This window comes from Pacificispira sp. HM-600, assembly GCF_977993705.1.
On record NZ_OZ388079.1, the window covers coordinates 3,111,735 to 3,134,797 of the forward strand.

The 23,063-nt window shown below is 68.8% G+C and carries 20 protein-coding genes; 12 read left to right on the plus strand and 8 right to left on the minus strand.

From position 1 onward, the window contains the following. Window positions 1-15: 15 nt before the first annotated feature. On the minus strand, window positions 16-915 hold the full coding sequence (locus ACXZ1E_RS14865; protein WP_458351984.1) for an A/G-specific adenine glycosylase: 900 nt from the start codon (window positions 913-915) through the stop codon (window positions 16-18). Between the two features lie 128 nt (window positions 916-1,043). Between ACXZ1E_RS14865 and ACXZ1E_RS14870 the strand changes: the two genes are divergently transcribed. Genes ACXZ1E_RS14870 through ACXZ1E_RS14890 form a run of 5 tightly spaced genes read left to right on the plus strand, consistent with a single transcriptional unit; the run spans window position 1,044 to window position 4,541 of the window. Further along, window positions 1,044-1,727, plus strand: a complete 684-nt coding sequence (locus ACXZ1E_RS14870) for a uridine kinase (protein ID WP_458041226.1) — start codon at window positions 1,044-1,046, stop codon at window positions 1,725-1,727. Then, window positions 1,727-2,674, plus strand: coding sequence for a tRNA pseudouridine(55) synthase TruB (gene truB, locus ACXZ1E_RS14875; RefSeq protein WP_458041227.1), 948 nt, complete (start codon window positions 1,727-1,729; stop codon window positions 2,672-2,674). Before ACXZ1E_RS14870 ends, truB begins: the two co-directional genes overlap by 1 nt. Next, window positions 2,671-3,039, plus strand: a complete 369-nt coding sequence (locus ACXZ1E_RS14880; protein WP_458041228.1) for a hypothetical protein — start codon at window positions 2,671-2,673, stop codon at window positions 3,037-3,039. Before truB ends, ACXZ1E_RS14880 begins: the two co-directional genes overlap by 4 nt. A gap of 51 nt (window positions 3,040-3,090) precedes the next feature. Next, window positions 3,091-3,549 carry a hypothetical protein gene (locus ACXZ1E_RS14885; protein WP_458041229.1) on the plus strand — a complete coding sequence of 153 codons (459 nt, stop codon included), beginning with the start codon at window positions 3,091-3,093 and terminating at the stop codon, window positions 3,547-3,549. After that, window positions 3,546-4,541 (plus strand): bifunctional riboflavin kinase/FAD synthetase, encoded by a 996-nt coding sequence (locus tag ACXZ1E_RS14890; protein WP_458041230.1) that lies wholly within the window; start codon window positions 3,546-3,548, stop codon window positions 4,539-4,541. The genes ACXZ1E_RS14885 and ACXZ1E_RS14890 overlap by 4 nt, the downstream gene beginning before the upstream one ends. A 29-nt stretch (window positions 4,542-4,570) precedes the next feature. On the opposite strand, the gene deoC is transcribed toward ACXZ1E_RS14890, so the two are convergent. Next, window positions 4,571-5,290 carry a deoxyribose-phosphate aldolase gene (gene deoC, locus ACXZ1E_RS14895; RefSeq protein WP_458041231.1) on the minus strand — a complete coding sequence of 240 codons (720 nt, stop codon included), beginning with the start codon at window positions 5,288-5,290 and terminating at the stop codon, window positions 4,571-4,573. 127 nt (window positions 5,291-5,417) lie between these two features. Between deoC and ACXZ1E_RS14900 the strand changes: the two genes are divergently transcribed. The 7 genes from ACXZ1E_RS14900 (at window position 5,418) to ACXZ1E_RS14930 (ending at window position 14,819) form a co-directional block, all read left to right on the plus strand. Next, the gene (locus ACXZ1E_RS14900; RefSeq protein WP_458041232.1) at window positions 5,418-6,308 is read left to right on the plus strand and encodes a glycerophosphodiester phosphodiesterase; all 891 of its coding nucleotides are present in this window, start codon (window positions 5,418-5,420) and stop codon (window positions 6,306-6,308) included. Window positions 6,309-6,347: 39 nt separating this feature from the next. Continuing rightward, complete coding sequence (locus ACXZ1E_RS14905) at window positions 6,348-8,324, plus strand: heavy metal translocating P-type ATPase (RefSeq protein WP_458041233.1); 1,977 nt, start codon at window positions 6,348-6,350, stop codon at window positions 8,322-8,324. 75 nt (window positions 8,325-8,399) lie between these two features. Beyond that, on the plus strand, window positions 8,400-9,044 hold the full coding sequence (locus tag ACXZ1E_RS14910) for a hypothetical protein (RefSeq protein ID WP_458041234.1): 645 nt from the start codon (window positions 8,400-8,402) through the stop codon (window positions 9,042-9,044). Window positions 9,045-9,275: 231 nt separating this feature from the next. Then, window positions 9,276-11,441, plus strand: a complete 2,166-nt coding sequence (locus ACXZ1E_RS14915; RefSeq protein WP_458041235.1) for a DEAD/DEAH box helicase — start codon at window positions 9,276-9,278, stop codon at window positions 11,439-11,441. A 157-nt stretch (window positions 11,442-11,598) separates the two neighbouring features. Next, window positions 11,599-12,627, plus strand: coding sequence for an ATP-dependent 6-phosphofructokinase (locus ACXZ1E_RS14920; protein ID WP_458041236.1), 1,029 nt, complete (start codon window positions 11,599-11,601; stop codon window positions 12,625-12,627). Window positions 12,628-12,878: 251 nt separating this feature from the next. Next, window positions 12,879-13,799 (plus strand): hypothetical protein, encoded by a 921-nt coding sequence (locus ACXZ1E_RS14925; protein WP_458041237.1) that lies wholly within the window; start codon window positions 12,879-12,881, stop codon window positions 13,797-13,799. 117 nt (window positions 13,800-13,916) lie between these two features. Further along, window positions 13,917-14,819 carry an IS982 family transposase gene (locus tag ACXZ1E_RS14930; protein ID WP_458040813.1) on the plus strand — a complete coding sequence of 301 codons (903 nt, stop codon included), beginning with the start codon at window positions 13,917-13,919 and terminating at the stop codon, window positions 14,817-14,819. Between the two features lie 118 nt (window positions 14,820-14,937). Here the strand turns inward: ACXZ1E_RS14930 and ACXZ1E_RS14935 are convergent, their stop codons facing one another. From ACXZ1E_RS14935 to ACXZ1E_RS14960, 6 genes are all read right to left on the minus strand, one after another. Continuing rightward, window positions 14,938-17,076 carry a S9 family peptidase gene (locus ACXZ1E_RS14935; RefSeq protein WP_458041238.1) on the minus strand — a complete coding sequence of 713 codons (2,139 nt, stop codon included), beginning with the start codon at window positions 17,074-17,076 and terminating at the stop codon, window positions 14,938-14,940. 161 nt (window positions 17,077-17,237) lie between these two features. Beyond that, complete coding sequence (locus ACXZ1E_RS14940) at window positions 17,238-18,845, minus strand: GMC family oxidoreductase (protein ID WP_458041239.1); 1,608 nt, start codon at window positions 18,843-18,845, stop codon at window positions 17,238-17,240. Beyond that, window positions 18,845-19,459 (minus strand): thiamine pyrophosphate-dependent enzyme, encoded by a 615-nt coding sequence (locus ACXZ1E_RS14945; protein ID WP_458041240.1) that lies wholly within the window; start codon window positions 19,457-19,459, stop codon window positions 18,845-18,847. The genes ACXZ1E_RS14940 and ACXZ1E_RS14945 overlap by 1 nt, the downstream gene beginning before the upstream one ends. After that, window positions 19,456-19,956: a thiamine pyrophosphate-binding protein gene (locus ACXZ1E_RS14950; RefSeq protein WP_458041241.1), complete on the minus strand. Its 501-nt coding sequence runs from the start codon at window positions 19,954-19,956 to the stop codon at window positions 19,456-19,458. The genes ACXZ1E_RS14945 and ACXZ1E_RS14950 overlap by 4 nt, the downstream gene beginning before the upstream one ends. Before the next feature lie 55 nt (window positions 19,957-20,011). Then, complete coding sequence (locus ACXZ1E_RS14955; RefSeq protein ID WP_458041242.1) at window positions 20,012-21,388, minus strand: NtaA/DmoA family FMN-dependent monooxygenase; 1,377 nt, start codon at window positions 21,386-21,388, stop codon at window positions 20,012-20,014. Window positions 21,389-21,541: 153 nt separating this feature from the next. Beyond that, window positions 21,542-23,059 (minus strand): aldehyde dehydrogenase family protein, encoded by a 1,518-nt coding sequence (locus ACXZ1E_RS14960; protein WP_458041243.1) that lies wholly within the window; start codon window positions 23,057-23,059, stop codon window positions 21,542-21,544. Window positions 23,060-23,063 lie beyond the last annotated feature (4 nt).

The window sequence follows — 23,063 nt, forward strand, 5'->3', positions numbered from 1 at the left end:
CGCGCGCGGCGTGCCTCAGCTGCCCGGCAGACGCAGAAGGCCGTCGGATGCCTCGGCTAGGCCGTCCGCAATGAGCGAATCGATCGCGCGGTCGCGCTGCGACGCATCCGGCCAATCGGGGATGATCTCGTCGAGCGTCACCGGACCGTCGGCCGCGCGCAGGACCGCGAGAACGGCACCGCGCGCCTGCCGGTCGCTGCCCGCGTATCGCGCTTGGAGCGGCCGAGTGTCGCCCGTGTCCGGGTAGCCCGCCGCGCGCCAGGCGCAGGATCGAGCTATCGGACACCCGTCACACCGCGGTGAGCGCGCCACACACACCACAGCGCCGAGCTCCATCGTCGCGGCATTGACGATGGCAGAGCGTGCGACATCCTGGGGCAACACGGCACGCATATCGTCCAGATCGCGGCGATGCGCGGGGCCGGGCTGGGAGCGTCCCGCGACGACCCGGGCGAGGACACGCCGGGTGTTGGTGTCGACGACCGGTTCGCGCAGACCGTACGCGAAAACGGCGACGGCCCGTGCCGTGTAGTCGCCGATTCCTGTGAGGGCGAGCAGCGCGTCGACGTCGGCCGGCACGATCCCGCCGTGCCGATCGGTGATCTCGACCGCCGCGCGATGCAGCCAGAGGGCGCGGCACGGATAGCCGAGGTTCGCCCATTGCCGCACGGCTTCGGACGGAGCATCCGCTGCCAACGCCGCGGGAGTCGGCCAGCGCTCGAGCCATGCCTCGAGACGCGGCACGACGCGGTTCACGGGGGTCTGCTGCAGCATGAACTCACTGACCAGCACGCCCCACGCCCCGAATCCGGCACGCCGCCACGGCAGCTCGCGCGCCGTGGCCGTGTACCAGTCGATCAGCTCGGGCACCCACTCGACCTCGTCCGCCGCTTCGGGACGGAGTGACGTGGGCACAACCTCCACCCTACGATCCCCGCACCCCACCCGTTCCTCGCTCGAGACTTCACCTGTGGCACATTTTCGCCCTGTATCGGTGACATAGATGAAGTTTCGCGCTCCGGTTTGCGCCGTAGGCTGGGGGGATGCGCCTGCCCGTCACGCCCCGCACGACCCTGCTGCGGGAGCTCCGCGACGAGGTGCGCCGTTCGTACCGGGCCGGCCGCGTGATCATCGCGGTGGACGGCATCGACGGTGCGGGCAAGACGATCTTCGCCGACGGACTTGCCGACGTGTTCGCCGAGGACGGGGCATCCGTCTTCCGCGCCTCGGTCGACGGCTTCCACCGACCTCGAGCAGAGCGCTACGCGCGCGGCCGCGACTCGCCCGAGGGCTTCTATCAGGACTCCTACGACGAGGCGACGTTGCGCCGCGTCTTGATCGACCCCTTCCGCGACGGCGCCACGATGCCCTCGACCGGCTTCCAGCTCGCAGCCTGGGACGTCGATCGCGATGTTCGCGCCGAGGCGCGCTGGGTGACGGGGCCCGAGGACGCGGTGCTGATCATCGACGGCATCTTCCTCCATCGGCCGACCTTGCGAGGGCTGTGGCACTGGTCGGTGTGGCTCGAGGTGCCCGTCGATGTCGCCTCGCAGCGGATGGCCGTGCGCGACGGCTCCGATCCCGACCCCACGGCGCCCGCAAACCACCGGTACCGCGCCGGTCAGGAGCTGTACCGGCGCGAGGCGGCTCCCTCTCGTGCAGCGTCCGTCATCGTCGACAACACCGACCCCGAGCATCCGCGGCGTATGTACGCCGATTTCTGCTGATGGCCAGCGCACACGGACCCGGCATCCTGCTCGTCGACAAGCCGGACGGGATGACGAGCCACGACGTCGTTTCGCGGGCTCGCAAGGCGCTCGGCACGCGCAAAATCGGCCACGCCGGGACCCTCGATCCCCTCGCCACGGGACTGCTGGTGCTGGGGGTCGATGCAGCGACGCGCTTGCTGACCTATCTGGTCGGGCTCGACAAGACCTACGAGGCGACGATCCGACTCGGTGCCGCGACGGATTCGGATGACTCGGACGGCGAGATCGTATGGCGTTCCGACCCACAGGTGCTCGCGGCGGTCGATACCGAGGCCATCCACGCCCACATCGCTGCGCTCACCGGGCGCATCTCTCAGGTCCCGAGCACGGTGTCGGCCATCAAGGTCGGCGGGCGCCGGGCCTACGACCTCGCCCGCGCGGGGGAGGAGGTCGTGCTCGCCTCACGTGAGGTGACCGTGTCGCGGTTCGACGTGCTTGATGTGCGACGTACCGACGAAACGGTTGACCTCGACGTCGTCGTCGACTGCTCGAGCGGCACCTACATCCGTGCGTTGGCCCGCGACCTGGGGTCTGCGCTCGGCGTCGGGGGACACCTCACAGCGCTCCGGCGGACCCGCGTCGGACCATTCGAAATCGCCGATGCTGTAGTCCCCGAGGCGATCGCGACCGAACCGCTGCTGTCGTCCGCCGATGTCGCCGTGCGGGTGCTCGGGGGCATCGAGGTGACGGATGCCGAGGCATCCGCTCTGCGTCACGGTCAGCGTCTGACCGGCGCTGCTGGACGCATCGTGGGCGAGCATGCCGCCGCGATCGATCCGGCCGGGGAGCTCATCGGGATCATCGGCCGGCGCGGCGATGACCTCAAGAGCCTGATGAACCTGCCGACAGGTACCCCGGCCGAAGGCACGACCGAGGGTGCTGCGGAGAGCGGGGGAGCGCGATGATCCTGTGGTTCACGATCACGCAGGTGGTGGTGGCGGTAGCGGTCGGACTCTTCAGCCTCGTGGCGGGCCTCGCGGGTCGACGACCCAGCGACTGGACCGTCGGTTCACTCGCGCTCATCGAACTGCTGCTGATCGCGCAGGTCGTCGTCTCGATCGGCGCGCCTCTCGTCGGCAACCCTCCGACGGGCAGCGCGCTGGAATTCTGGGTCTACCTCATATCGGCCGCGCTCTTGCCCGCGGCGGGCGTCGCCTGGGCGCTCCTGGAGCGCAGTCGCTGGAGCACCGTGATCATGGGTGTCGTGGCCCTGTCCATTGCGGTCATGGTCTGGCGTATGCAGGTCATTTGGACCGCACCGATCGGCTGAATGACGCGGGCGCCTCGCAGGGTCGGAGGACCGCCGTAAGATTGACGGGTTATGAGATCTCCTGCGCGCCGACGGATGACCGGCATCGGACGTGTGCTGGTTGCGGTGTACGCCATTATGGCGCTGGCCGCTCTCGGACGCTCGTTCGTGCAGATCGCGCAGCGCTTCGACGAGGCGCCGGTCGCGTATTCGCTGTCGGCCTTGGCGGCTGCCGTCTACCTGCTGGCGACGCTCGCACTCGTGTTCGCCGGAACGCGCACGTGGTACATCGTGGCGTGGGTCGCGATCACCTTCGAGCTGCTCGGGGTCCTGGTCGTCGGCACCCTGAGCCTCGTGTTCCCGGACGTGTTTCAGCACCCCACCGTCTGGTCGGTGTTCGGATACGGGTACCTGTTCATTCCGTTGGTGCTGCCCTTCGTAGGATTGTGGTGGCTGAGAACGCACCCGCCCGTCTCGGACGCCGACGTGTCGTACGCCGAGACATCAGCCGTTGCCGGGGAGCGGAAATGATCCTCTTCCGCTCGCCGGACGAGGTGCCCGATGACTTCGGGCCGACCGTTGTCGCTATCGGCAAGTTCGACGGCGTACATGCGGGACATCGCGCGGTTCTGCAGAAGATGCTCGTGGACGCGGCAGGTCTGGGCGCGCGGTCGGCCGTCGTCACGTTCGACCGACACCCCCTTGCTCTTCTGAACCCCGCGAAGCTGCCGCCCGCCCTTGTCGCGCCGCACCAGAAAGCGGCCCTGCTCGCGTCGACCGGGATCGACGCGACGCTCATGCTCGAGTTCAACGAGAAGCTCGCCTCGGAAGAACCCGAGGACTTCGTCCGCCGCGTCCTGGTTGATTCGCTGCACGCACGCTCCGTCCTCATCGGCGAAGACTTCCGGTTCGGGCGCGACGGAGCCGGCACACCTGCGATTCTGCGCGAGCTGGGCGAGCGGTACGGCTTCACGGTCGACGAGCTGCCGGATGTGCGCAGCGCGCCGAGCGGTCGGCGCGTCTCGTCCACGTGGATTCGCGAACTGCTCGCCAGCGGCGATGTCGCAACGGCGGCTCAGCTACTCGGCCGTCCGCCCGCCGTCTGGGGTGAGGTCGTGCACGGTGCGAAGCGCGGGCGCGAGCTCGGCTACCCCACCGCAAACCTCGAGGCCGCCACACAGGGCCTCGTGCCCCGTGACGGGGTGTACGCCGGGTGGCTGATCGACGGCGTCGCGGCGAGCCAGCCGGGCACGCGTGTGCGCTACCCCGCCGCCATCTCGGTCGGCGACAACCCGACCTTCGACGACGTTCACCGCAGGCAGGTCGAGGCATACGTCCTCGACGAGACCGAACTGGACCTCTACGGGCACGTCGTCGAGGTCCAGTTCGTCGCACGCCTTCGGGGGATGTCGGCTTTCGCCGGAATCGAAGCGCTGAAAGATCAGATGGCGGACGATGTCGAGCGGTCCCGCGAGATCCTCTTGACGGTGCCCTCTGCGTCAGACGCGCAGCGACGCGGCTGAGCGCAACTCCGAACGACCAGCGGTGGGCGTCAGTACGACGACTCGTCGATCGTGGTGCGCGTCTCGCTACCGCTCAGGCGGGCGCGCAGCTCGCCGAGGATCGTCGCGCTCGCGCTGGTGCCGAGGCGTGTCGCGCCGGCGTCGAGCATCTCGAGCGCCGTGTCGAGGCCACGGACGCCGCCGGATGCTTTGACCTGAACCTGGGGGCCGACGCTCGCGCGCATCAGCTCGACGTGGGGGACGGTCGCACCGCCGCCGGCGAATCCGGTCGACGTCTTGACGAAGTCGGCGCCGCCGGCTTCGGTCAAGCGGCTTCCCCGGGCGATCTGCTCGTCGTCGAGCAGCGACGTCTCGAGGATGACCTTCGTGATCAGGCCGCCAGCGGCTTCGACCACGGCCGCGATGTCCGCGGTGACCTCGTCATCGAGGCCTGAGCGCAGCCATCCGATGTTCACGACCATGTCGAGCTCGGTCGCGCCGTCGGCAATGGCCTGGTGGGCCTCCGCGACCTTCGCGGCGGTCGAGGTGGTGCCGTGCGGAAAACCGATCACGGTGCCGACCGCGACGCCGGTGCCCTCGAGTCGTGCGACGGCGTACGGGATGTCGGACGGGCGCACGCAGACGCTGAATACACGCCAGAGTGCCGCTGTCTCGAGCTCGGCGTCGACGTCGGCGCGGGTGAAGTCGGGCTTGAGGATCGCGTGGTCAAGGGTGGCCGCGAGTGCGGCCTCGGTGATGTCGAGGGGCATGCTTTCCAGCGTACGCGCCGCCGCCACCGGTTGCTTCCGCGGTCTTTCGCTGTAACGAAACAATAACGGTGGGGTCTAAAGTGGGCTCACGCGTCAACGACGACGCGGCTGTCTCGAAGGATCGACGATGCCCGAAACCGTCGCCGACGGGCGCGCTGCCACTCGCAGCGCCGGCCCGCTGATCGTCATCGCCGTGCTCGCAGCCATGAGCCTCACGGTCGCCTTTCTGGGTGCATCGCCCGCTCCGGTTTCCGCGCGCGAGCTGATGGGCGGGGCCCGCGACCCGGGCCAGCCAGCGTTTGTCGCAAGCCATCGCGGCGACGCCGACAGCGCCCCCGAGAACACGTTGCCCGGCGTCCTTGCGGCGCTAGCGGCGGGGTTCGACTACGTCGAGGTCGATGTGGCGCTGACCGCTGATGGCGCGGCCGTGCTGATGCATGACGCCACGGTCGATCGGACGACGAACGGGTCGGGTCGCCTCGGAGACCTTCCGCTGGCATACGTTCGATCCCTCGACGCGGGCGGATGGTTCGGCGCGGCGTTCGTGGGTACCCCCGTGCCGCTGGTCGAAGAATTCCTCGACGTTCTCGCCGCCTCCGAGAGTCGCGCGCTGATCGAACTGAAGGGAAAGTGGACCCCCGTCGCGATGGCGCACCTGGTCGCCGAGATCGAGACGCGCGGCCTCGAGCGAAGGGTCGCCGTATCGAGTTTCGACGCCCGCACTCTCGCCGTGGTGGCGACGGAGTCTGAGGTCATTTCGCGCCTCGCCATCCTGCGGTCGCTTCCGGACGACGTCGTACAGGCCGCGCGGGCACTCGGGGTGCGAGGTGTGGTGGCGAAGGGCAGCGCCGTGATCGCACGCCCCGAGATCGTGGACGAGTTGCACGCCGCCGGTCTCCGTGTGGTGGTCTACACGTTCAATAAGGATCGCGAGTGGCGCGACGCCATCGATCTCGGCGTAGACGGGATCGTCACGGATCGGCCCGAGAGGCTCGCAACGTGGTTGGCCTCCTCCTGATCGCATGGTTTCGGACGTTCGGGAATACCCCAGGGGGGTATGACCTCCGCCGTTCCCACCCTGTACCGCGAGGCGACCCTCGACATCGAAGGCATGACGTGTGCCAGCTGTGTTGCGCGCGTTGAGAAGCGCCTCGAGAAGGTCGATGGAGTCTCGACATCCGTGAATCTGGCCACCGAGTCTGCGCGCGAGCAACTGTCGGCGGATGTCGATGATGCGCGACTCGTGGCGGCGGTCGCCGAAGCCGGGTACACCGCGCGTGTTCGGCCGGTTCCATACGCGAGCTCGGCGCAGGCGCACGCGCATGAAGAACGCGGCACCGGTGACGGGCACGGCCCGAACGACTCGGGCGACCACGGCCCGAACGATTCGGACGACCCCGGCGGGCACCAGCACGACGTGGAAGACGTGCCGGGCCAGACCCGGCTCGCGACTCGTCTGATCGTCAGCGCGGCGCTCGCCCTGCCGGTCGTCGTGCTCGGAATGGTTCCGGCGTGGCAGTTCGCGGGTTGGCAATGGGTGTCGCTCGTGCTCGCTACCCCGATCGTGTTCTGGGGAGGCTGGCCGTTCCACCGCGCCGCATTCGCAGCCGCACGGCACGGCGCAGCCGCGATGGACACCCTGATCACCCTGGGCACGATGGCCGCTTACCTGTGGAGCGTGTGGACGCTGTTCTTCGGCAACGCGGGGCAGATCGGGCTGCGGCACGACGTCGTGCTCTTCGGGCCCGTCCATGACGCGACAGCGCTCGTCTACTTCGAGGTCGCCGCGGCGGTCACGGTGTTCCTCTTGCTCGGTCGCTACATCGAGCAACGCTCGCGCCGCCGCGCTGGAGCCGCACTGCGGTCGCTCATGGACCTCGGCGCAAAAGACGTCGAACTCGAGAGCGGTCGGCGCATCCCCGTCGACCGGTTGCGGGTCGACGACACGTTCGTCGTCCGTCCGGGCGAAACGATCGCAACAGACGGGATCGTCGTCGAGGGTCGAGCGGCCGTGGACGCCTCGGTGTCGACCGGCGAGTCCTTCCCGATCGAGGTCGGCACGGGCGGCGAAGTCACCGGTGGCACCGTCGCTGTCGATGGGCGACTGCTGGTCCGCACGGGCCGCGGCGCGCAATTGGGCGTACTCATCACGGGTCCCGAGGCGATCGAATCCGCGAACCCCATCGACACCGTGCTGATCGACAAGACCGGCACGCTCACGACCGGTGCCATGACGGTCCGCGAGGTCGTTGTGGCACGAGACAGCGCCCGCGCCGACGTGCTGCCGGTTGCCTCCGCGCTCGAGGGTCGGTCGGAGCATCCGATAGCGCGCGCTATCGCGACCTTCGTCGCGTCGGATGGTGTGCCGTCAGCCGTGTCCTCCGGAGCAACAACCCCCACAGCCGTCGTGGTGGACGACTTCCGCAGTCACGCGGGCCGGGGAGTGACCGACCTCGTCGACGGTGTGCGTGCCTTCGCGGGCAGTCCCGCCTTCGCCGTCGGTGACGACGTGCGTGCGGGCGCGGGGCGGGCCGTGGCGAGCCTGCGTGAACAGGGGATCGACGTCGTGCTGCTCACGGGCGATGGCCCGGGCGCAGCTCACGCGGTCGCGGCACGGGTCGGTATCGACGAGGTCGTTGCCGGGGTGTTGCCCGAGGCGAAGTTGGCCGAGGTGGAGCGTCGGCGGGCGGCCGGACGTCGGGTGGCGATGGTCGGCGACGGGGTGAACGATGCCGCCGCTCTCGCCGCGGCAGATCTCGGAATAGCAATGGGCGGCGGGACGGATGCCGCGATGCACGCCAGCGACATCACCCTCGTCCGCAACGGCCCCGAGTCGATCGTCACGGCGCTCCGGCTCGCTCGCCGCACGATGCGGACGATCCGGGGCAACCTCTTCTGGGCGTTCGGATACAACGCCGCGGCGATCCCGCTCGCAGCGTTGGGTCTGCTGAACCCGATGGTTGCGGGCCTGGCGATGGCGTTCTCCAGCGTCTTCGTCGTGCTGAACAGCCTGCGTCTGCGTTCCGCGCGCTGACGCGAGGCATCCGGTCCTTTCGGCGTTCTCCGCGGCGGTACATTGGGGAAACGTCACTCGCGCCGAGAGGATGCCATGCGCCCCGATCCCTACGTGTCGTTGCTTCGTCGAGGTGCGCTGGCCCGGGTAACGAGCGCGGTGGTCGTGAGCGCGGTCGCGCTCGCCGGCTGCGCCGCGGCCCCCGAGCCGACGCCGACGAGCACGGGCGACCCGACGCCCGAGATCACGACCCTCGGTGAGACGCCAGAGGCCTCGGAGACGCCCAGCTCGGAGCCCGTGGCCGACATCTCCATCCCGGCGAGCTGCGAAGACATCTACTCGGCCGAAATGCTCTCGCTGCTGCAGACAGGCAACCCGCCGCTGAACGATCCGGGCGTCACGATGGACTCCACCGAGGTACCGAAAGCGCTCGAGGTCCTCGCATCCGGCGCCCAAACCCTCCGCTGCTCGTGGGGGCTGCCGTCGTCCTACGGGCTCGCCACCAACGTCACGATCGTCGACGCCGACCAAACCGACGCCGTGCGCGATGCGCTCGATGCCGCCGGTTTCGCCTGTGGCGACCTCGCGGATGGCGCTGTGTGCCGGATCCAGCAGACCGAGGAAGAGAATTCGTTCGGAGAGAGCCACTATCTCCGGGCGAACGGATGGGTCTCCACGCGCTGGATCAACTTCGGGCCGCAGGGCTACACCGAGGACGTCGTCGCGACGCTCTGGGAGTGATGATCGGCGCGGCTGACGCGTCGAACGCACAAGCACGGCCCCGGATGCCGTAGAATACAGGGGAGGAACGGCGCTGTGACGTTCGCATCGAGGCATCCGCTTCGTGCTTCGTCCCCGCTTTTCTCGCCCGTGTCTGTCACGGCCCACCAGCCGCCCACGGGGATTCATCAGCTCGCCAGCCTTGCGCTGGAGATCACACCGGAGCAGCCGGTGCACACGCTCAGGAGGAGCATGCCGAGCACGGCACAGCCACAGCTGAACAGGCGTCGCAAGCAGTCGCCCGCACGTCGCGACGACGACGCGCCCCTGATCCCGATCCTCGCGCGCAAGGTGCGCGAGGTCGAGGCGAAGGCGCAGCGCGGCAAGCTGGGACCGACCAACCGCGTCAAGTTCCAGGTGATCGCGTTCCTGGTGCGCGAAGAGCGCGCACGGGTCAAGAACGACACCACGGTTCCGGATGCGGTGCGCTCCGAGTCGCTCAAGCGCCTCGACGGCGTCGCGACGATTCTCGCGAAGACCGCCGCGCGCGATACCTCACTCATCCAACTGCTCGAGGTCGACCAGGCGACGTCGCCCGTGGCCCGCCGCATGCGCCGTGACTGGCTGCTCGAGTCGGGTGCCGAACTTGCCCCCGACGAGCTCATCATCACGGATGCGGCTCCCGTGCTCGCCCCGGTCGTTCCGCCCGCACTCGCCGAGAAGCAGGTCGTGCCGCCCGCGATCGAGGCTCGCCAGCTCGCCAACCCGTTCCTCGCGCCCGACCTCGACCGCCCCGTGCGGCGCGAGAGCCCGCGCCGTCGACTCGACGGCTGGGAACTGATGGGCCCGCTGTACAAGGCGTTCGAGACCGGAGCCGGAGGCGGTGCGGCCTCGATGGAGCTGCCTCCCGTGCCCGAGTTCGATCGGCTCTCGCCGAAGGGTCGCGAGATCATGGCGCACCAGTCGCGCTTTCTCGAGTCGGTCCGCGACGGACACCGCACATTCCTGCTCGCCGACGAACCGGGTCTCGGCAAGACGGCGCAGTCGTTGCTCGCAGCATCCGTTGCTGGCGCGTACCCGCTGCTCGCGGTCGTGCCGAACGTCGTCAAGATGAACTGGGCGCGCGAGGTCGAGCGGTGGACACCCCACCGCCGTGCCACCGTCATCCAGGGCGACGGCGCGACGCTCGACGCGTTCGCCGACATCTTCATCGTCAACTACGAGATCCTCGACCGTCACCTCGCGTGGCTGAGCTCGATCGGCCTGCGCGGCATGGTCGTCGACGAGGCGCACTTCATCAAGAACCTCTCGTCGCAGCGTTCGCAGAACGTGCTGACGTTGGCGGGACGCATCCGCGAGATGACTCCCGGCGGCAACCCGCTGCTCATGGCGCTCACCGGAACGCCCCTGATCAACGACGTCGAAGACTTCGACGCGATCTGGCGCTTCCTCGGCTGGACCAATGGCGAGAAGCCCGGTCCTGAGCTGATGGAGAAGCTCGATTCGACCGGCATGACGCCGGCCGATAAGGCCTTCTACCCCGAGGCGCGCGAGGCCGTCATCTCGATGGGCATCGTCCGTCGCAAGAAGAAGGATGTCGCGGCCGACCTGCCCGACAAGCTCGTCGCCGACCTGCCCGTCGAGCTCGACGACGAATTCGGGCGCTCGATCCGGGACGCGGAGCGCGAGCTCGGTCAGCGCCTCGCCGATCGTTATCGTCGCATCGTCACCGCCCGCGGAGATCGCGGGATGGCCAATTCTCTCGGGGACGACATCGACGCCGACATCGTGCGGCTCGTCGCGCAGAACGAACTCGGCGAGTCCAAGGCCGCCGGTTCCGGGTCCGAGAACGTCTTCACCATGGTCCGCAAGATCGGTCAGGCGAAGGCGCACCTCGCGGCCGACTACGCGGTGCAGCTGCAGCGCGCCGTCGGCAAGGTCGTCTTCTTCGCCAAGCACATCGACGTCATGGACGCGGCCGAGGCGCACTTCGCGTCGGCGGGACTCAAGACGATCTCGATCCGTGGCGATCAGACCACGGCGAACCGTCAGGACGGCATCGACGCGTTCAACAACGACCCGAGCGTCGGGATCGCAGTGTGTTCGCTCACCGCGGCCGGTGTCGGGCTGAACCTGCAGGCGGCGTCCAACGTCGTGCTCGCCGAGCTCAGCTGGACCGCGGCCGAGCAGACGCAGGCGATCGACCGCGTACACCGCATCGGTCAGGGCGAACCGGTCACGGCCTGGCGCATCATCGCCGCGCACACGATCGACACGAAGATCGCCGAACTCATCGACTCCAAGCAGGGTCTGTCTCTGCGGGCTCTCGATGGCGAAGCGGTCGACCCGGCCTCGAGCGATTCCGTGCAGCTCAGCGCGCTCATGCATCTCACACGCCGGGCCCTCGGCGGCGAGTAGCGGCTTTGGCGACCGGAGGCGTGGGGGCCACGCCTCCGCGATCCGGCCATGCGGTTGCGCTCGTGCGGCAGCGCTCGTGTAGCAGGGCGAGTCATCCGGCGATAGTGTGACGGGGGCAACGTCGCCGGATCCCTTTCCCGAAACGCAAGGATCAGACATGAAGATCGGCATCCTCACCAGCGGCGGCGACTGCCCCGGACTGAACGCGGTCATTCGCGGCGTCGTGCTGAAGGGCACGACCAACTACGACCTCGAGTTCGTCGGCATCCGTGACGGATGGCGCGGCGTGGTCGACGGCGACTTCTTTCCCCTCACGCGCCACGAGGTGAAGGGTCTGTCGAAGGTCGGCGGCACGATCCTCGGCACCTCGCGCACCAACCCCTACGAAGGTCCCCGCGGCGGCGCCGAGAACATCGCGAAGACTCTGTATGGGCACCGCATCGACGGCATCATCGCGATCGGCGGCGAGGGGACGCTCGCCGCGGCCGATCGCCTGTCGAAGGACGGCATCAACGTCGTCGGCGTGCCGAAGACGATCGACAACGACCTGCGGGCGACGGACTACTCGTTCGGCTTCGACACGGCGGTGAACATCGCCTCCGAGGCGATGGACCGGCTGCGCACGACCGGCGACTCGCACCAGCGGTGCATGGTCGCCGAGGTCATGGGGCGGCACGTGGGGTGGATCGCGTTGCACGCGGGCATCGCGGCGGGAGCCCACGCCATCCTGATCCCTGAGGTGCCGATGACGATCGATGACATCTGCGAGCTCGTCTCGAAGGCTCACGATCGCGGCCGTGCGCCGCTGGTCGTGGTCTCGGAGGGCTTCAAGCTCAAGGACATGGACGAAGCCTTCAGCGACAAGGGGCTCGACGCATTCAACCGTCCGCGTCTCGGCGGCATCAGCGAGGTGCTCGCGCCCGAGATCGAGCGGATCACGGGCATCGAGACGCGCGCGACGGTGCTGGGCCACATTCAGCGCGGCGGCTCGCCCTCGGGCTTTGACCGCGTGCTCGCGACGCGACTGGGCCTGCATGCGGCCGACGCCGTGGTGGAGGGTTCATGGGGGCAGATGGTGTCGCTGAAGGGCACCGACATCGTGCGGGTGCCCTTCGCCGACGCGCTCGGCGAGCTCAACACGGTGCCGCTGTACCGCTACGAAGAGGCCGCGGCGCTCTTCGGTTGATCCGGCTGGTTATTGCGCGGCGCGCCTCGCGCTGCTGATGTCCCACTTTCTCGGGTGAGTGTCCCACTTCTGACCGTTCTGCGCCTCGCGCAGCGGTTGAAAGTGGGACACGCACACCCTGGCGGGAGCCGCTGACGATCCGGGATAGCGGGCGCTCGGATGCATCCTCCACAACCACGCGCGGCCGCAGTGAGTCCGCGACGAGGTCGTGTTCGGGCGGGTCGCGGCTCGAAATCCAGGACGCTGGGCGGATGCGGCGCCCCGAGCCTCTTCCCAGCGACCTTCCTCCGGTGTTCCGGGTGTCCGAGGCGCGGGATATGGGCGTGCAAGCCGCACGGCTCTCCCGCAGCGACCTCCGGTCGCCGTATCGCGGGCTGAGAACGTCGCGGTCGCTACCCGTCCCGTCGTCGTCTCTCGAGATCGCCGCGCAGTATGCGCCACGCCTCGCAGACTGGCAGTTCTTCAGCCACGAGACCGCGCTCGAAGGGGTGGGCACGCCGATGCCGGAATGGCCTTATCGTCCGCGCTTGCATGTGGCCGCGCATCGACCGAGTCGCGAACCCCGCATCCCCGGTGTCGTCGGTCATCGCCTTCAGACGCGGCAATCGGCGGTGATTCTGAGTCGTCTGGGCCTTCCGATCGAGTCCCCCGTGCGTGCCTGGCGCCAGGTCGGGTCGCTGTGGCCTCTCGACGACCTCATCGCCGCCGCGGACTACCTGATCTCGGGCGAGCAGCCGCTTGCTACGTCGGAGCAGCTGCGTGACGAGATCGAGGTGATGGGCGACGTGCGGCGAGGCATCCTTCGTCGCGCATTGGTCGAGGCGCGCAATGGCGTACGTTCGCCTCGCGAGACACGACTGCGACTGGCGTTGACGCGTGGGGGTCTGCCCGAGCCGGAGATCAACTGGGTTCTGCGTGACGCACACGGGATGCCGGTGGCCGAACTCGATCTCGCCTATCCCCGGTGGCGCGTCTGTGCCGAGTACGACGGACGTGTGCACGAGACCGACCGCCGCCAATTCGCGAAGGATGCCGACCGATGGGACAGCATTCGGGAGCAGGGTTGGGAGCACGTGCGCATACTGAATGTCCATATGCAGCACGGGGCGTGGCGGGCCGTGGAGCGGGTGCGGGATGGGCTCATCCGTGCCGGCTGGCATCACGGGGCATGAGCCCGCGTCGGCGTCGTCCGCCCGGCCCGACCCGGCCCGACCCTAGATGAGTGAGTCCGTTTGGCTGGGTCGGCGTGGATGCTGTTAATCGCAGGCGGAGGGTGTTAACCCCGGTGTGTGAAAACTGAACTCAACACCCTCCTGATCACACTCTACGTCCACCTCGATGACCGGATCCTGCCCGCGATCGGCTTCACCCGCGATCACCACCCGGGCCGCAAACCCGCCCTCAACGACGCGGAATTGCTCTGCCTGCTGGTCGCGCAACACCTGCTCGGGATCGCGTCGGATCGGAAATGGATCCGATACGCGCACGCTCACCTGAAGGGCATGTTCCCGAACCTGCCCGGCCAGTCCGGGTGGGGCAAACGCGTCCGCCAATCCACCGGGCTTCTCTCTGCGGTGATCACCGAGCTGGCCCGTGACACCCCGTCCTGGGGTGAGATCACCCGGCTGGTGGACTCGACCCCGTTACCGTGCGGGAAATCGCGGGAGACCGTGAAACGCTCAGACCTTGCCGGGCACGCCGACTACGGATACTGCGCATCCCACTCCCGATACTTCTGGGGCTTCCGGCTCTATCTGATCTGCACTCCCGACGGAATGCCCGTGATCTGGGGACTCGCGAGCCCGAAGATCGGTGAACGCGAAGCCACCCAAGCGATGCTCGACCACGACAGACACCTCATCCAGCCTGGACAGGTCATCGTTGGCGACAAAGGCTTCGCTGGGAAGCAGTTCGAGGACTTCGTCACCAACGAACTCGGCGCGCACCTGATCCGCCCCGACCGCAAAGACGAGACCCCCAGGTTCGGGAAACTCGGCAGCATCCGACAATGGGTCGAGTCCGTGTTCGACACCCTCAAAGGCCAACTCACCCTCGAAGACCACGGCGGCAGAACCCCCGCAGGCGTCTACTCCCGCGTCGCCGCAAGACTCCTCGCCCTCGCCGCCGGCATCTGGCACAACTGGCTCACCAACGCCCCCGCCAAACGCTCCCTCATCGCCTACGACCACTGAACCAAACGGACTCACTCATCTAGGTTGTCCCACTTCGAAGCGGTATGCAGGGCGTTTACCGTGCCGAAGTGGGACACGGGTCACAGGAAGTGGGACACACAGCGCGGAGCGGCCCGGGTCAGGCGTCGGCGACGCCCAGCACGTCGAACAGCCAGGCCAACTCGAACGCCCGCTCGCGCCACGCGTTGTAACGCCCCGAAACCCCGCCGTGGCCGGCGACCATCTCGCACTTCAGCATCGCGTCGGCGCCGACCTCGCGCAGGCGCGCGACCCACTTCGCGGGCTCGACGTACAGCACGCGCGTGTCGTTCAGTGACGTGACGGCCAGGATCCGCGGGTACGTCACGCCCTCGCGCACGTTCTCGTAGGGCGTGTACGACTTCATATACGCGTAGACATCCGCGTCGTGCAGCGGATCGCCCCACTCGTCCCACTCGATCACGGTGAGGGGGAGGGACGGATCGAGGATGGTCGTCAGGGCGTCGACGAACGGTACGTCCGCGACGATCCCGGCGAACAGCTCGGGCGCCAGGTTCGCCACGGCGCCCATGAGCAGCCCGCCGGCCGATCCGCCCTCGGCGACCAGCCGCTCGGGCGTGGTGTACCCCGCGCCGATCAGATGCAGCGCGCAGTCGACGAAGTCGGTGAACGTGTTGCGCTTGCTCGAGAGCTTGCCGTCCTCGTACCACTGGCGGCCCATCTCGCCGCCGCCCCGAACGTGCGCGACCGCGAACACGACGCCGCGGTCGAGCTCCGAGAGGCGTGCGACCGAGAAGCGCGGCTCGATCGAGTGCTCGTACGAGCCGTAGCCGTACAGGTGCAGCGGTCGGGACGCGACGCCGGCATCACCGAACGACCGCTTCCAGACGAGCGACATCGGGATCTCGGTGCCGTCCTGCGCCGTCGCCCACACCCGGGCCTGTTCGTAGTCGGATGCCTCGTACCCGCCGAGCACCGGCTGGCGCTTGCGCAGCAGAAGCTCGCCATCGGCCAGGCGGTAGTCGAAGACCGTGTTCGGGGTGACGAACGAGTCGTATCCGAGCCGCAGCATCGGCGGGGCCCACTCCCGGTTGCCGCCGAAGCCCGCGGCGTAAAGAGGTTCGTCGAACGCGAGCTCGTCGACATTCCCGCTCGCGTAGTCGAGCAGGCCGATGCGCGCGAGCCCCTCGCGCCGGTACTCGATGGTCGCGAAGTCGCGGAAGCAATCGACGTCCAGCAAGCGGATGCCGGGGGTGTGTGGCCGTACGACCGTGCGCTCGCCGGCGGGGTCGCTCGCCGGAACCCGCACCAGCTCGAAGTCCAGCGCATCCTCGTTGTGCAGGATGTACAGCTGGTCTTCCCCGTCGACGATCGCGTGGTCGACCGAGTACTCGATGCCCTCGCGGCGCGGCCAGACGACCCGCGGCTCGGTCGCCAGGTCGTCGGCGGGCACCAGCCAGATCTCGGACGTGATCGACGAACCGAGCCCGATCACGAGGAACTTCTCGCTGCGCGTGAAGCCACCGCCGAGCCAGTAGCGCTCGTCGGGCTCGTGGAACAGCTTGATGTCGTCGGCGACCGGGGCGCCGACGATGTGCCGCCAGAGGGTGTCGGGTCGCCACGCGTCATCGACGGTCGAGTAGACGATCGAGGTGCCGTCGGGCGAGAACTCCGCGCCGGACGAGGTGCCGGGTATCTCGTCGCCGAGTTCGGCACCGGTCTCGAGGTCGCGCACGCGGATCGTGTACCGCTCGTCGCCCGCAACGTCGACGCCGAACAGCATGAGGCGTCCGTCATCCGACACGTCGAACGATCCGAGCGAGAAGAACTCGTTACCCTCGGCCTCGATGTTGGCGTCCAGCAGCACCTGCTCGCCGGGCACGGGCTCGCCGGGCGTGAGCTCTGGCGGGGTCCAGTCATCCGGCGATGACAGGGGCGCGCGGCACTGCACGCCGTACTGCTTGCCCTCGATCGTCCGGCCGTAGTACCACCACGCGCCGCGACGCGAGGGCACCGACAGGTCGGTCTCGAGCGTGCGCTCCTTGATCTCGCCGAAAATGCGCTCGCGCAGCCCGGCAAGGTGCGCCGTCCGCTCGGCCGTATACGCGTTCTCGGCCTCGAGGTGCGCGATGACTCCGGCATCGTCCTTGGCACGCAGCCACTCGTACGGATCGTCGACGACGTCGCCGTGGAACTCGCGGCTGTGCGGCACGCGGAGCGCGGTGGGAGCGGATGTCTGGGGTCGGGCAATCTCGGTCGGCGAGGCGTCGTGGGTCACGGATCCACGTTAGCCGAGGCATCCGCGCCCGGGTCCTGGCACGAGCTCTGCGTGCCCGTCGGCACCGCTCGCCTGGCAGTAATCGGGGTGTTCGGTGCGTGTAGACCGCGACTACTGCCAGGGGAGCGGGTCTGGGGTCGGGGCGTCAGGGCGACGCGGGGTCAGGGTGACGCGGGGTCACCGGGTGCGACCGCGGGCGCGCCGAGCAGCTCGGCCGCACGCTCAGCGATCGCGTAGACCGGGGCGAGGGTGTTGCAGGTCGGGATCGTCGGCATGACCGAGGCATCCGCGACCCACAGCCCCTCGATGCCACGGACGGCGAGCTCGGGGGTGACGGGGGCTGCGGCATCCGACCCCATGCGCGCGGTGCCGCACGCGTGGAAGAAGGTCGACACCGAACGCCGGATGTACCGCTCGGCATCCTTCCGCGGCAGACGGCCCGGCGGGGCGAGCGGCGCATGGATCAGGTCGGCGAACGCCCGTGTGCCGAAGAGGTCCTGAATCGTGTCGAACGACTCGACGAGCGCGTCGAGGTCATGACGCTCTGCGAGGAAGTTGGGCTGGATGTCAGGGGCGACGCCGGGGTCCGCCGACCGCAGCCGCACGTGGCCCACGCTCCGCGAATCCATCAGCCCCGGCGACACCGCGAACACGTCGCCCGAGAGATCGAACTCGTCACGCACGGCCGGCGTGGCGTGCGGTCCCTGCACGACGAAGGCGTGCAGGTCGGGGGCGACCCCGGCCAGGCTGCTGCGCCAGTTCAGCATCGCGCCGCCGCCGTTGTCGCGCACCGGCCCGAGCGGACCGCGGGCTCGGGCGGTCACCCCCTCGATCAGCGGGTGGTCCTGGTAGTTCGCGCCGATGCCCGGCAGATCGACCCGGGGACGGATGCCGAGGGCACCGAGCGCATCGGCGTCGCCGATGCCCGACAGCATCAGCAGGCGCGGGGTGTCGATCGCGCCCGCGGTCATCACGACACCCCGCCCGGCGCGCGTCAGCACAGGGGCGCCGCCGACGAGGTGCCGAACGCCGGAAACCCGCGGCCCCTCGAACTCGAGCGACAGCACGGGGGAGTCGACGACTACGTCGAGGTTCCGCCGCGACAGCACCGGCCAGAGGTATCCGCGCGCCGCGCTCCAACGCCGCATCGAGCCATCCGGCGCGGTCGTCGCCGAGAAGTTCGTCCACGCCGCGCCTTCGTTCGAGGGGCCGTTCAAATCGTCCGTGACGGGTAGTCCGAGATCGGCCGAGCCCTCCATGAGCGCGACGGCGATCGGGTGCGGATTGCGGGACCGCTCGATGCGGATCGGTCCGCCGGCGCCCCGCCAGGCATCCGCTCCGCCCTCCCAGTCCTCCACGGTGCGGAACAGGCGTGTCATGAGCGCAGCATCCCAGCCCGTCGCGCCCTCGGCGCCCCACCGGTCGTAGTCGGATGGATGTCCGCGGTACCAGAGCATCGCGTTGATCGCGCTACTGCCGCCGAGCACACGTCCGCGGGGAATGGGGATTGTCCGTGCGTCGACAAGAGGCGTCGGGGTGTAGCTGTACCCCCAGTCGTACTCCGACCCCAACAGCGAAACCCACGAGTCGGCCCGGTCGATCGCCTCGACCGTGGTTCCGTCCGAACCGGTGCCCACGGGGCCCGCTTCGATCAGCAGCACCGAGGCATCCGGATCCGCCGACAGCCTGTTCGCCAGCACACACCCCGCAGAGCCGCCGCCGACGATGACCCAGTCATACCCCGGGCGCGCCGCACGAACGATCGGCATCAGTTGTGCTCGCTCGGACCCATGATCGAGATGCCCTCGGTGCGCTCGACGTGACGGACGAACGTGTAGGTGTCTTCGCGGCCGTCGGAGTGCTTGCGCTTGATGCCCGGTTCGAGGATGCCGTCGGTCTTGGCGACGACGATGTACGGCACGGTCGCGGCGAGGCCCGCGGCGCAGTGCTCGTCGAAGGCGTCGAGCGTGTCGACCGTGTACGCGCGCTCGACACCCGCCGCGCGCGCGATGCCCGCGAGATCGACCCGTCCCGAAGCGGTGTGGGTGCGAGGGCCGCCGATCGACTGGTACTGCTCGTTATCCCAGACCACGATGAACAGGTTCTGCGGCTGCTCATTGCCGAGCGTCGCGAGAATGCCGAGGTTGAAGAGTAGGCCGCCGTCGGTGTCGAGCGACACGATGCGGCGGTGGGGGAGCCCGACCGAGAGGCCGAATGCCTCGGCGCTCACGCATCCGAGCTGCTGCTGGAACAGGCTCCCCTCGCGCATGTGCGGGGCGGCGTTGAACCACTCATCGACGGCGCCACCGAGGGAGAGGATGACGAGCTCGTCGTTCAGCCGAGCGCCCAGGGCCTGCATACAGGCGAAACGCGACATGCTCATCGCACGACCTCCCCGCCCAGAACCACGGCCGAGTGGTAGTACGCCGTGTACGACCACTCGAACGCGTCGACGATGGCCTGTTCGATCTCATCCTCGCGTCGGACGACGCGGTACGGGACGCGCAGGGCTCCGAGCAGCGGCTCCATCGTGATGCCGTGCGGGATGGCCCACCAGTTGTTCTCGCCCATCTCGCCCCGGTAGCTCATGATCATGACGACCGGGATGCCCGAGCCGAGCCCGAGACGCGCGAGGTGCTCGGTCGCGGCGCGCAGGCCCGAGTTCTCCATCACGAGCACGGCGCGCTTGCCGGAGAGGAAGACCCCGCCCGCGATCGCGGCGCCCTCTCCCTCGTTCGTGACGGGGATGGTCCGGATGTCGGGGGCCGCGTCCAGCGCCGGGTACAGCTCCTTCAGGAGAGAGTCGGGCAGGTAGGTCGCCACGCTCACCCCCGCACGTTCGAGGCCGCGCAGAACGGCCTCCACTCCGGTCTTGTGCATGGGGTCCTCTCGGCCTTCGGGAATTCGTTGGGGACGTTCAGGCGTACGTGCGGATTCAGGCGTGCGCGCGCAGCGAGACGGCGGGATGGGTCGGCGCGAGGCGCGGCCCGCCGCCCGGGTGCATGCGCTCGCGGAGCGTGGGGCCGGGCGCGTCCGCCAGCAACCCGCGCTCACGCAGGAGCGGCACGACGAGCTCGCAGAAGTCTTCAAAGCACCCGGGCCCGCCGAACGTCGGCTCGAGCATGAAGCCCGCGAGTCCCGTCTCGCGGGCGATCGTCTCGAGTTCGTCGGCGACCTCGACGGGCGACCCGGTGACGAGAAACCCGCGGATGCCTCGGCGCCGGAATCCGTCGAGCACATCGCGCACGCGCACGCTGCCCTGTGCCCGGTACCGGTCGAGCAGGGTCTGCCCCTGCGCGCCGCCGGCGGGCAGCACGACATCCTCGAGCAGTGTGTCGGGGTCTTCGCGGGTCAGGTCGACCCCGGTGAACCCGGCGAACATGACCGCGGCATCGTCCAGGGCGTACAGGGTGTCGAGTTCGGCGCGGCGGGCATGGGCCTCTTCGCCCGTCCGCGCGACGACGATCGTCGCGCCGCTGATCACGGCGATGTCGTCGGCTGGGCGACCCGCCGCGATCGCGCGGGCCCGGACATCCGCGACGACGCCCGCCGCCTGCGGGATCGACTGGCCCTGGATGAACACGGCCTCGGCGTTCCGCGCGGCGAAGGCGCGGCCGCGGTCTGAGGTCCCGGCCTGGAAGAGGACGGGCGTGCGCTGGGGCGTCGGTGGCACGGCGAAAACCCCGTGTCCGCGGTGGTGTTCGCCCTCGAAAGAGACGGGTCGCACTTTCGCGGGGTCCGCATAGACGTTCCGCGCGCGGTCACGCACCTCGGCGTCGTCATCCCACGACTGCTCCCAGAACCGCAGGCACAGCTCGACGAACTCTTCGGCCGCGTCGTAGCGCGAGTCGTGTGCACCCGGGGCAGCCGCCTCGAGGCCGAACAGGGCGTCGGTCGTCGCCTGAGAGCTGCCCGTGACGATGTTCCAGCCGATGCGTCCGCCCGTGAGCCGATCGAGGGTCGCGAAGCGGCGTGCCGTGCCATAGGGCCGTTCGGCCACGGTCGGCGACGTCACCACGAAGCCGAGTGATGTCGTCTGCGCCGCGAGCGCCGCGATCATCAGCATCGGGTCGAGCGCGGGGAACTGGATGCCGTGGGCGATCGTCTCGTCGGGCACTCGTCCGTCGAGCGTCGGGTACCCGTAGGTGTCGGCGAAGAAGAGGAAGTCGAAGCCTGCGGCGTCCAGCGTCTTCGCGAGCGACGTCCAATGCGCGAGGTCATCCCAGTCGTCGCCGCGTCCGTCGGGATGCGTCCACGTCGGCATCCCGTTGTTCGGGTTGACCATCTCGAATGCGCCCAGCAGCATCTTCATCCCTTGGCCGTTCCCGTCATTGTTTGCCGTGACACCGGCCATCAGATGCCAACCATCAGATGCCAACCATCAGATGCCAACCATCAGATGCCAACCATCAGATGCCAACCATCAGATGCCAACCATCAGATGCCGGCCATCAGATGCCAGCCACTAAATGACCGCCACCACGGTCTTGGTCTCGAGGTAGTTCTCGAGCCCCTGCGATCCGTTCTCGTATCCCCAACCGGATTCTTTATGGCCGCCCTTGGGTAGTTCCGGGCCGAGGAACGAGTGGCAGTTGATCCACACCGTGCCCGACTGCAGGCGGGAGGCGATGCGGTGCGCGTTCGAGAGTCCCTCGGTCCACACGCTCGCGGCGAGTCCGTACCGGGTATCGTTCGCCCATCCGAGCACCTCGTCGAGGTCATCGAAGGGCACAACCGCGGCGACGGGACCGAAGATCTCCTCACGCATGATGCGCATGTCTTCGCGCACGCCGGTCAGCACGGTCGGTTCGAAGAACGTGCCGAGGGGTCCTTCGCGCCGCCCGCCCGTGACGACCTCCACGCCATCGGCGGCGCCCTCGCGGATGAAGTCGTCGACGCGCTCGGCCTGCCGCACACTCACGAGGGGACCCAGATCGGCTTCGGCGTCGAGCCCGTGCCCGAGTCGCAACGCCGAGCCGAACGACGCCATGCCGGCGACGAGTCGGTCGTAGACATCCCGGTGCGCGTACACCCGCGCGCTCGCGACGCATACCTGCCCGCCATTGTCGAAGATGCCGCGCGAGATTCCCTCGACGGACGCATCGAGGTCGGCGTCGGGCATGACGATCGAGGGGGATTTGCCGCCGAGCTCGAGCGTCAACCGACGCAGGTCAGCACCCGCGGATGCCGCGAGTTGCTTGCCCACGACGGTCGATCCCGTGAAGGTGATCTTCGCGACACCCGGGTGCGCCGCGAGCGCACTCCCGGCCTCGGTTCCATAGCCGGTGATGATGTTCACGACACCGTCCGGCACCCCCGCCTCGACGAGCAACTGCCCGAGGCGGAGCGCGGTGAGCGGGGTGTCCTCCGCGGGTTTCAGCACGACGGTGCATCCGGCGGCGAGCGCGGGTGCCAGCTTCATCGTGGCCATGAGCAGCGGCGAGTTCCAGGGCACGATGGCGGCCACCACACCGACCGGCTCGCGCACCGTGTAGGCGAAGACCTTCTTGCCCGGGGGAGTCCGTGACAGGGACGTCGGGATGGTCTGACCGAGGATCTTGGTGGGCCACCCGCTGTAGTAGCGGAATTGGTTGATCGCCGCGGGGATCTCGCCGAACCGAGACGTGCGCCACGCCTTGCCCTGGTCGAGGCTCTCGAGCTGGGCGAGTTCGTCCGCGTGCGCCTCGATCAGGTCGGCGATGCGCCAGAGCAACGCACCGCGGGCGGCCGGGGTCATGTCGGCCCAGCCGGGATCGCGCAAGGCCCGGGTCGCGGCAGTCACGGCGGCGTCGACATCCGCAATTCCCGCGCGGGCCGCGCTCGTCAGCAGCGCGCCCGTCGCGGGGTCGCGAGTCTCGAACGTCTCGCCCGACGCAGCTGGATGCCACCGTCCGCCGATCAGCAGGCCGTGCGGGCCCTGATCGAGGAACGCAGAAACGCCCGGGTCGAGGTCTGGCCTCTCGGGCCGGATCGAGTGGTTCATGGAG

Excerpts from the sequence above, each read along its gene's own strand:
- ACXZ1E_RS14910 (WP_458041234.1), top strand. The coding sequence starts at position 8,400 with ATGCGCCCCGATCCCTACGTGTCGTTGCTTCGTCGAGGTGCGCTGGCC.
- ACXZ1E_RS14880 (WP_458041228.1), top strand. The coding sequence starts at position 2,671 with ATGATCCTGTGGTTCACGATCACGCAGGTGGTGGTGGCGGTAGCGGTC.
- ACXZ1E_RS14960 (WP_458041243.1), bottom strand. The coding sequence starts at position 23,059 with ATGAACCACTCGATCCGGCCCGAGAGGCCAGACCTCGACCCGGGCGTT.
- ACXZ1E_RS14890 (WP_458041230.1), top strand. The coding sequence starts at position 3,546 with ATGATCCTCTTCCGCTCGCCGGACGAGGTGCCCGATGACTTCGGGCCG.
- truB (WP_458041227.1), top strand. The coding sequence starts at position 1,727 with ATGGCCAGCGCACACGGACCCGGCATCCTGCTCGTCGACAAGCCGGAC.
- ACXZ1E_RS14905 (WP_458041233.1), top strand. The coding sequence starts at position 6,348 with ATGACCTCCGCCGTTCCCACCCTGTACCGCGAGGCGACCCTCGACATC.
- ACXZ1E_RS14940 (WP_458041239.1), bottom strand. The coding sequence starts at position 18,845 with ATGCCGATCGTTCGTGCGGCGCGCCCGGGGTATGACTGGGTCATCGTC.
- ACXZ1E_RS14945 (WP_458041240.1), bottom strand. The coding sequence starts at position 19,459 with ATGAGCATGTCGCGTTTCGCCTGTATGCAGGCCCTGGGCGCTCGGCTG.
- ACXZ1E_RS14925 (WP_458041237.1), top strand. The coding sequence starts at position 12,879 with ATGCGGCGCCCCGAGCCTCTTCCCAGCGACCTTCCTCCGGTGTTCCGG.
- ACXZ1E_RS14920 (WP_458041236.1), top strand. The coding sequence starts at position 11,599 with ATGAAGATCGGCATCCTCACCAGCGGCGGCGACTGCCCCGGACTGAAC.
- ACXZ1E_RS14900 (WP_458041232.1), top strand. The coding sequence starts at position 5,418 with ATGCCCGAAACCGTCGCCGACGGGCGCGCTGCCACTCGCAGCGCCGGC.
- deoC (WP_458041231.1), bottom strand. The coding sequence starts at position 5,290 with ATGCCCCTCGACATCACCGAGGCCGCACTCGCGGCCACCCTTGACCAC.
- ACXZ1E_RS14915 (WP_458041235.1), top strand. The coding sequence starts at position 9,276 with ATGCCGAGCACGGCACAGCCACAGCTGAACAGGCGTCGCAAGCAGTCG.
- ACXZ1E_RS14885 (WP_458041229.1), top strand. The coding sequence starts at position 3,091 with ATGAGATCTCCTGCGCGCCGACGGATGACCGGCATCGGACGTGTGCTG.
- ACXZ1E_RS14955 (WP_458041242.1), bottom strand. The coding sequence starts at position 21,388 with ATGAAGATGCTGCTGGGCGCATTCGAGATGGTCAACCCGAACAACGGG.
- ACXZ1E_RS14870 (WP_458041226.1), top strand. The coding sequence starts at position 1,044 with ATGCGCCTGCCCGTCACGCCCCGCACGACCCTGCTGCGGGAGCTCCGC.
- ACXZ1E_RS14950 (WP_458041241.1), bottom strand. The coding sequence starts at position 19,956 with ATGCACAAGACCGGAGTGGAGGCCGTTCTGCGCGGCCTCGAACGTGCG.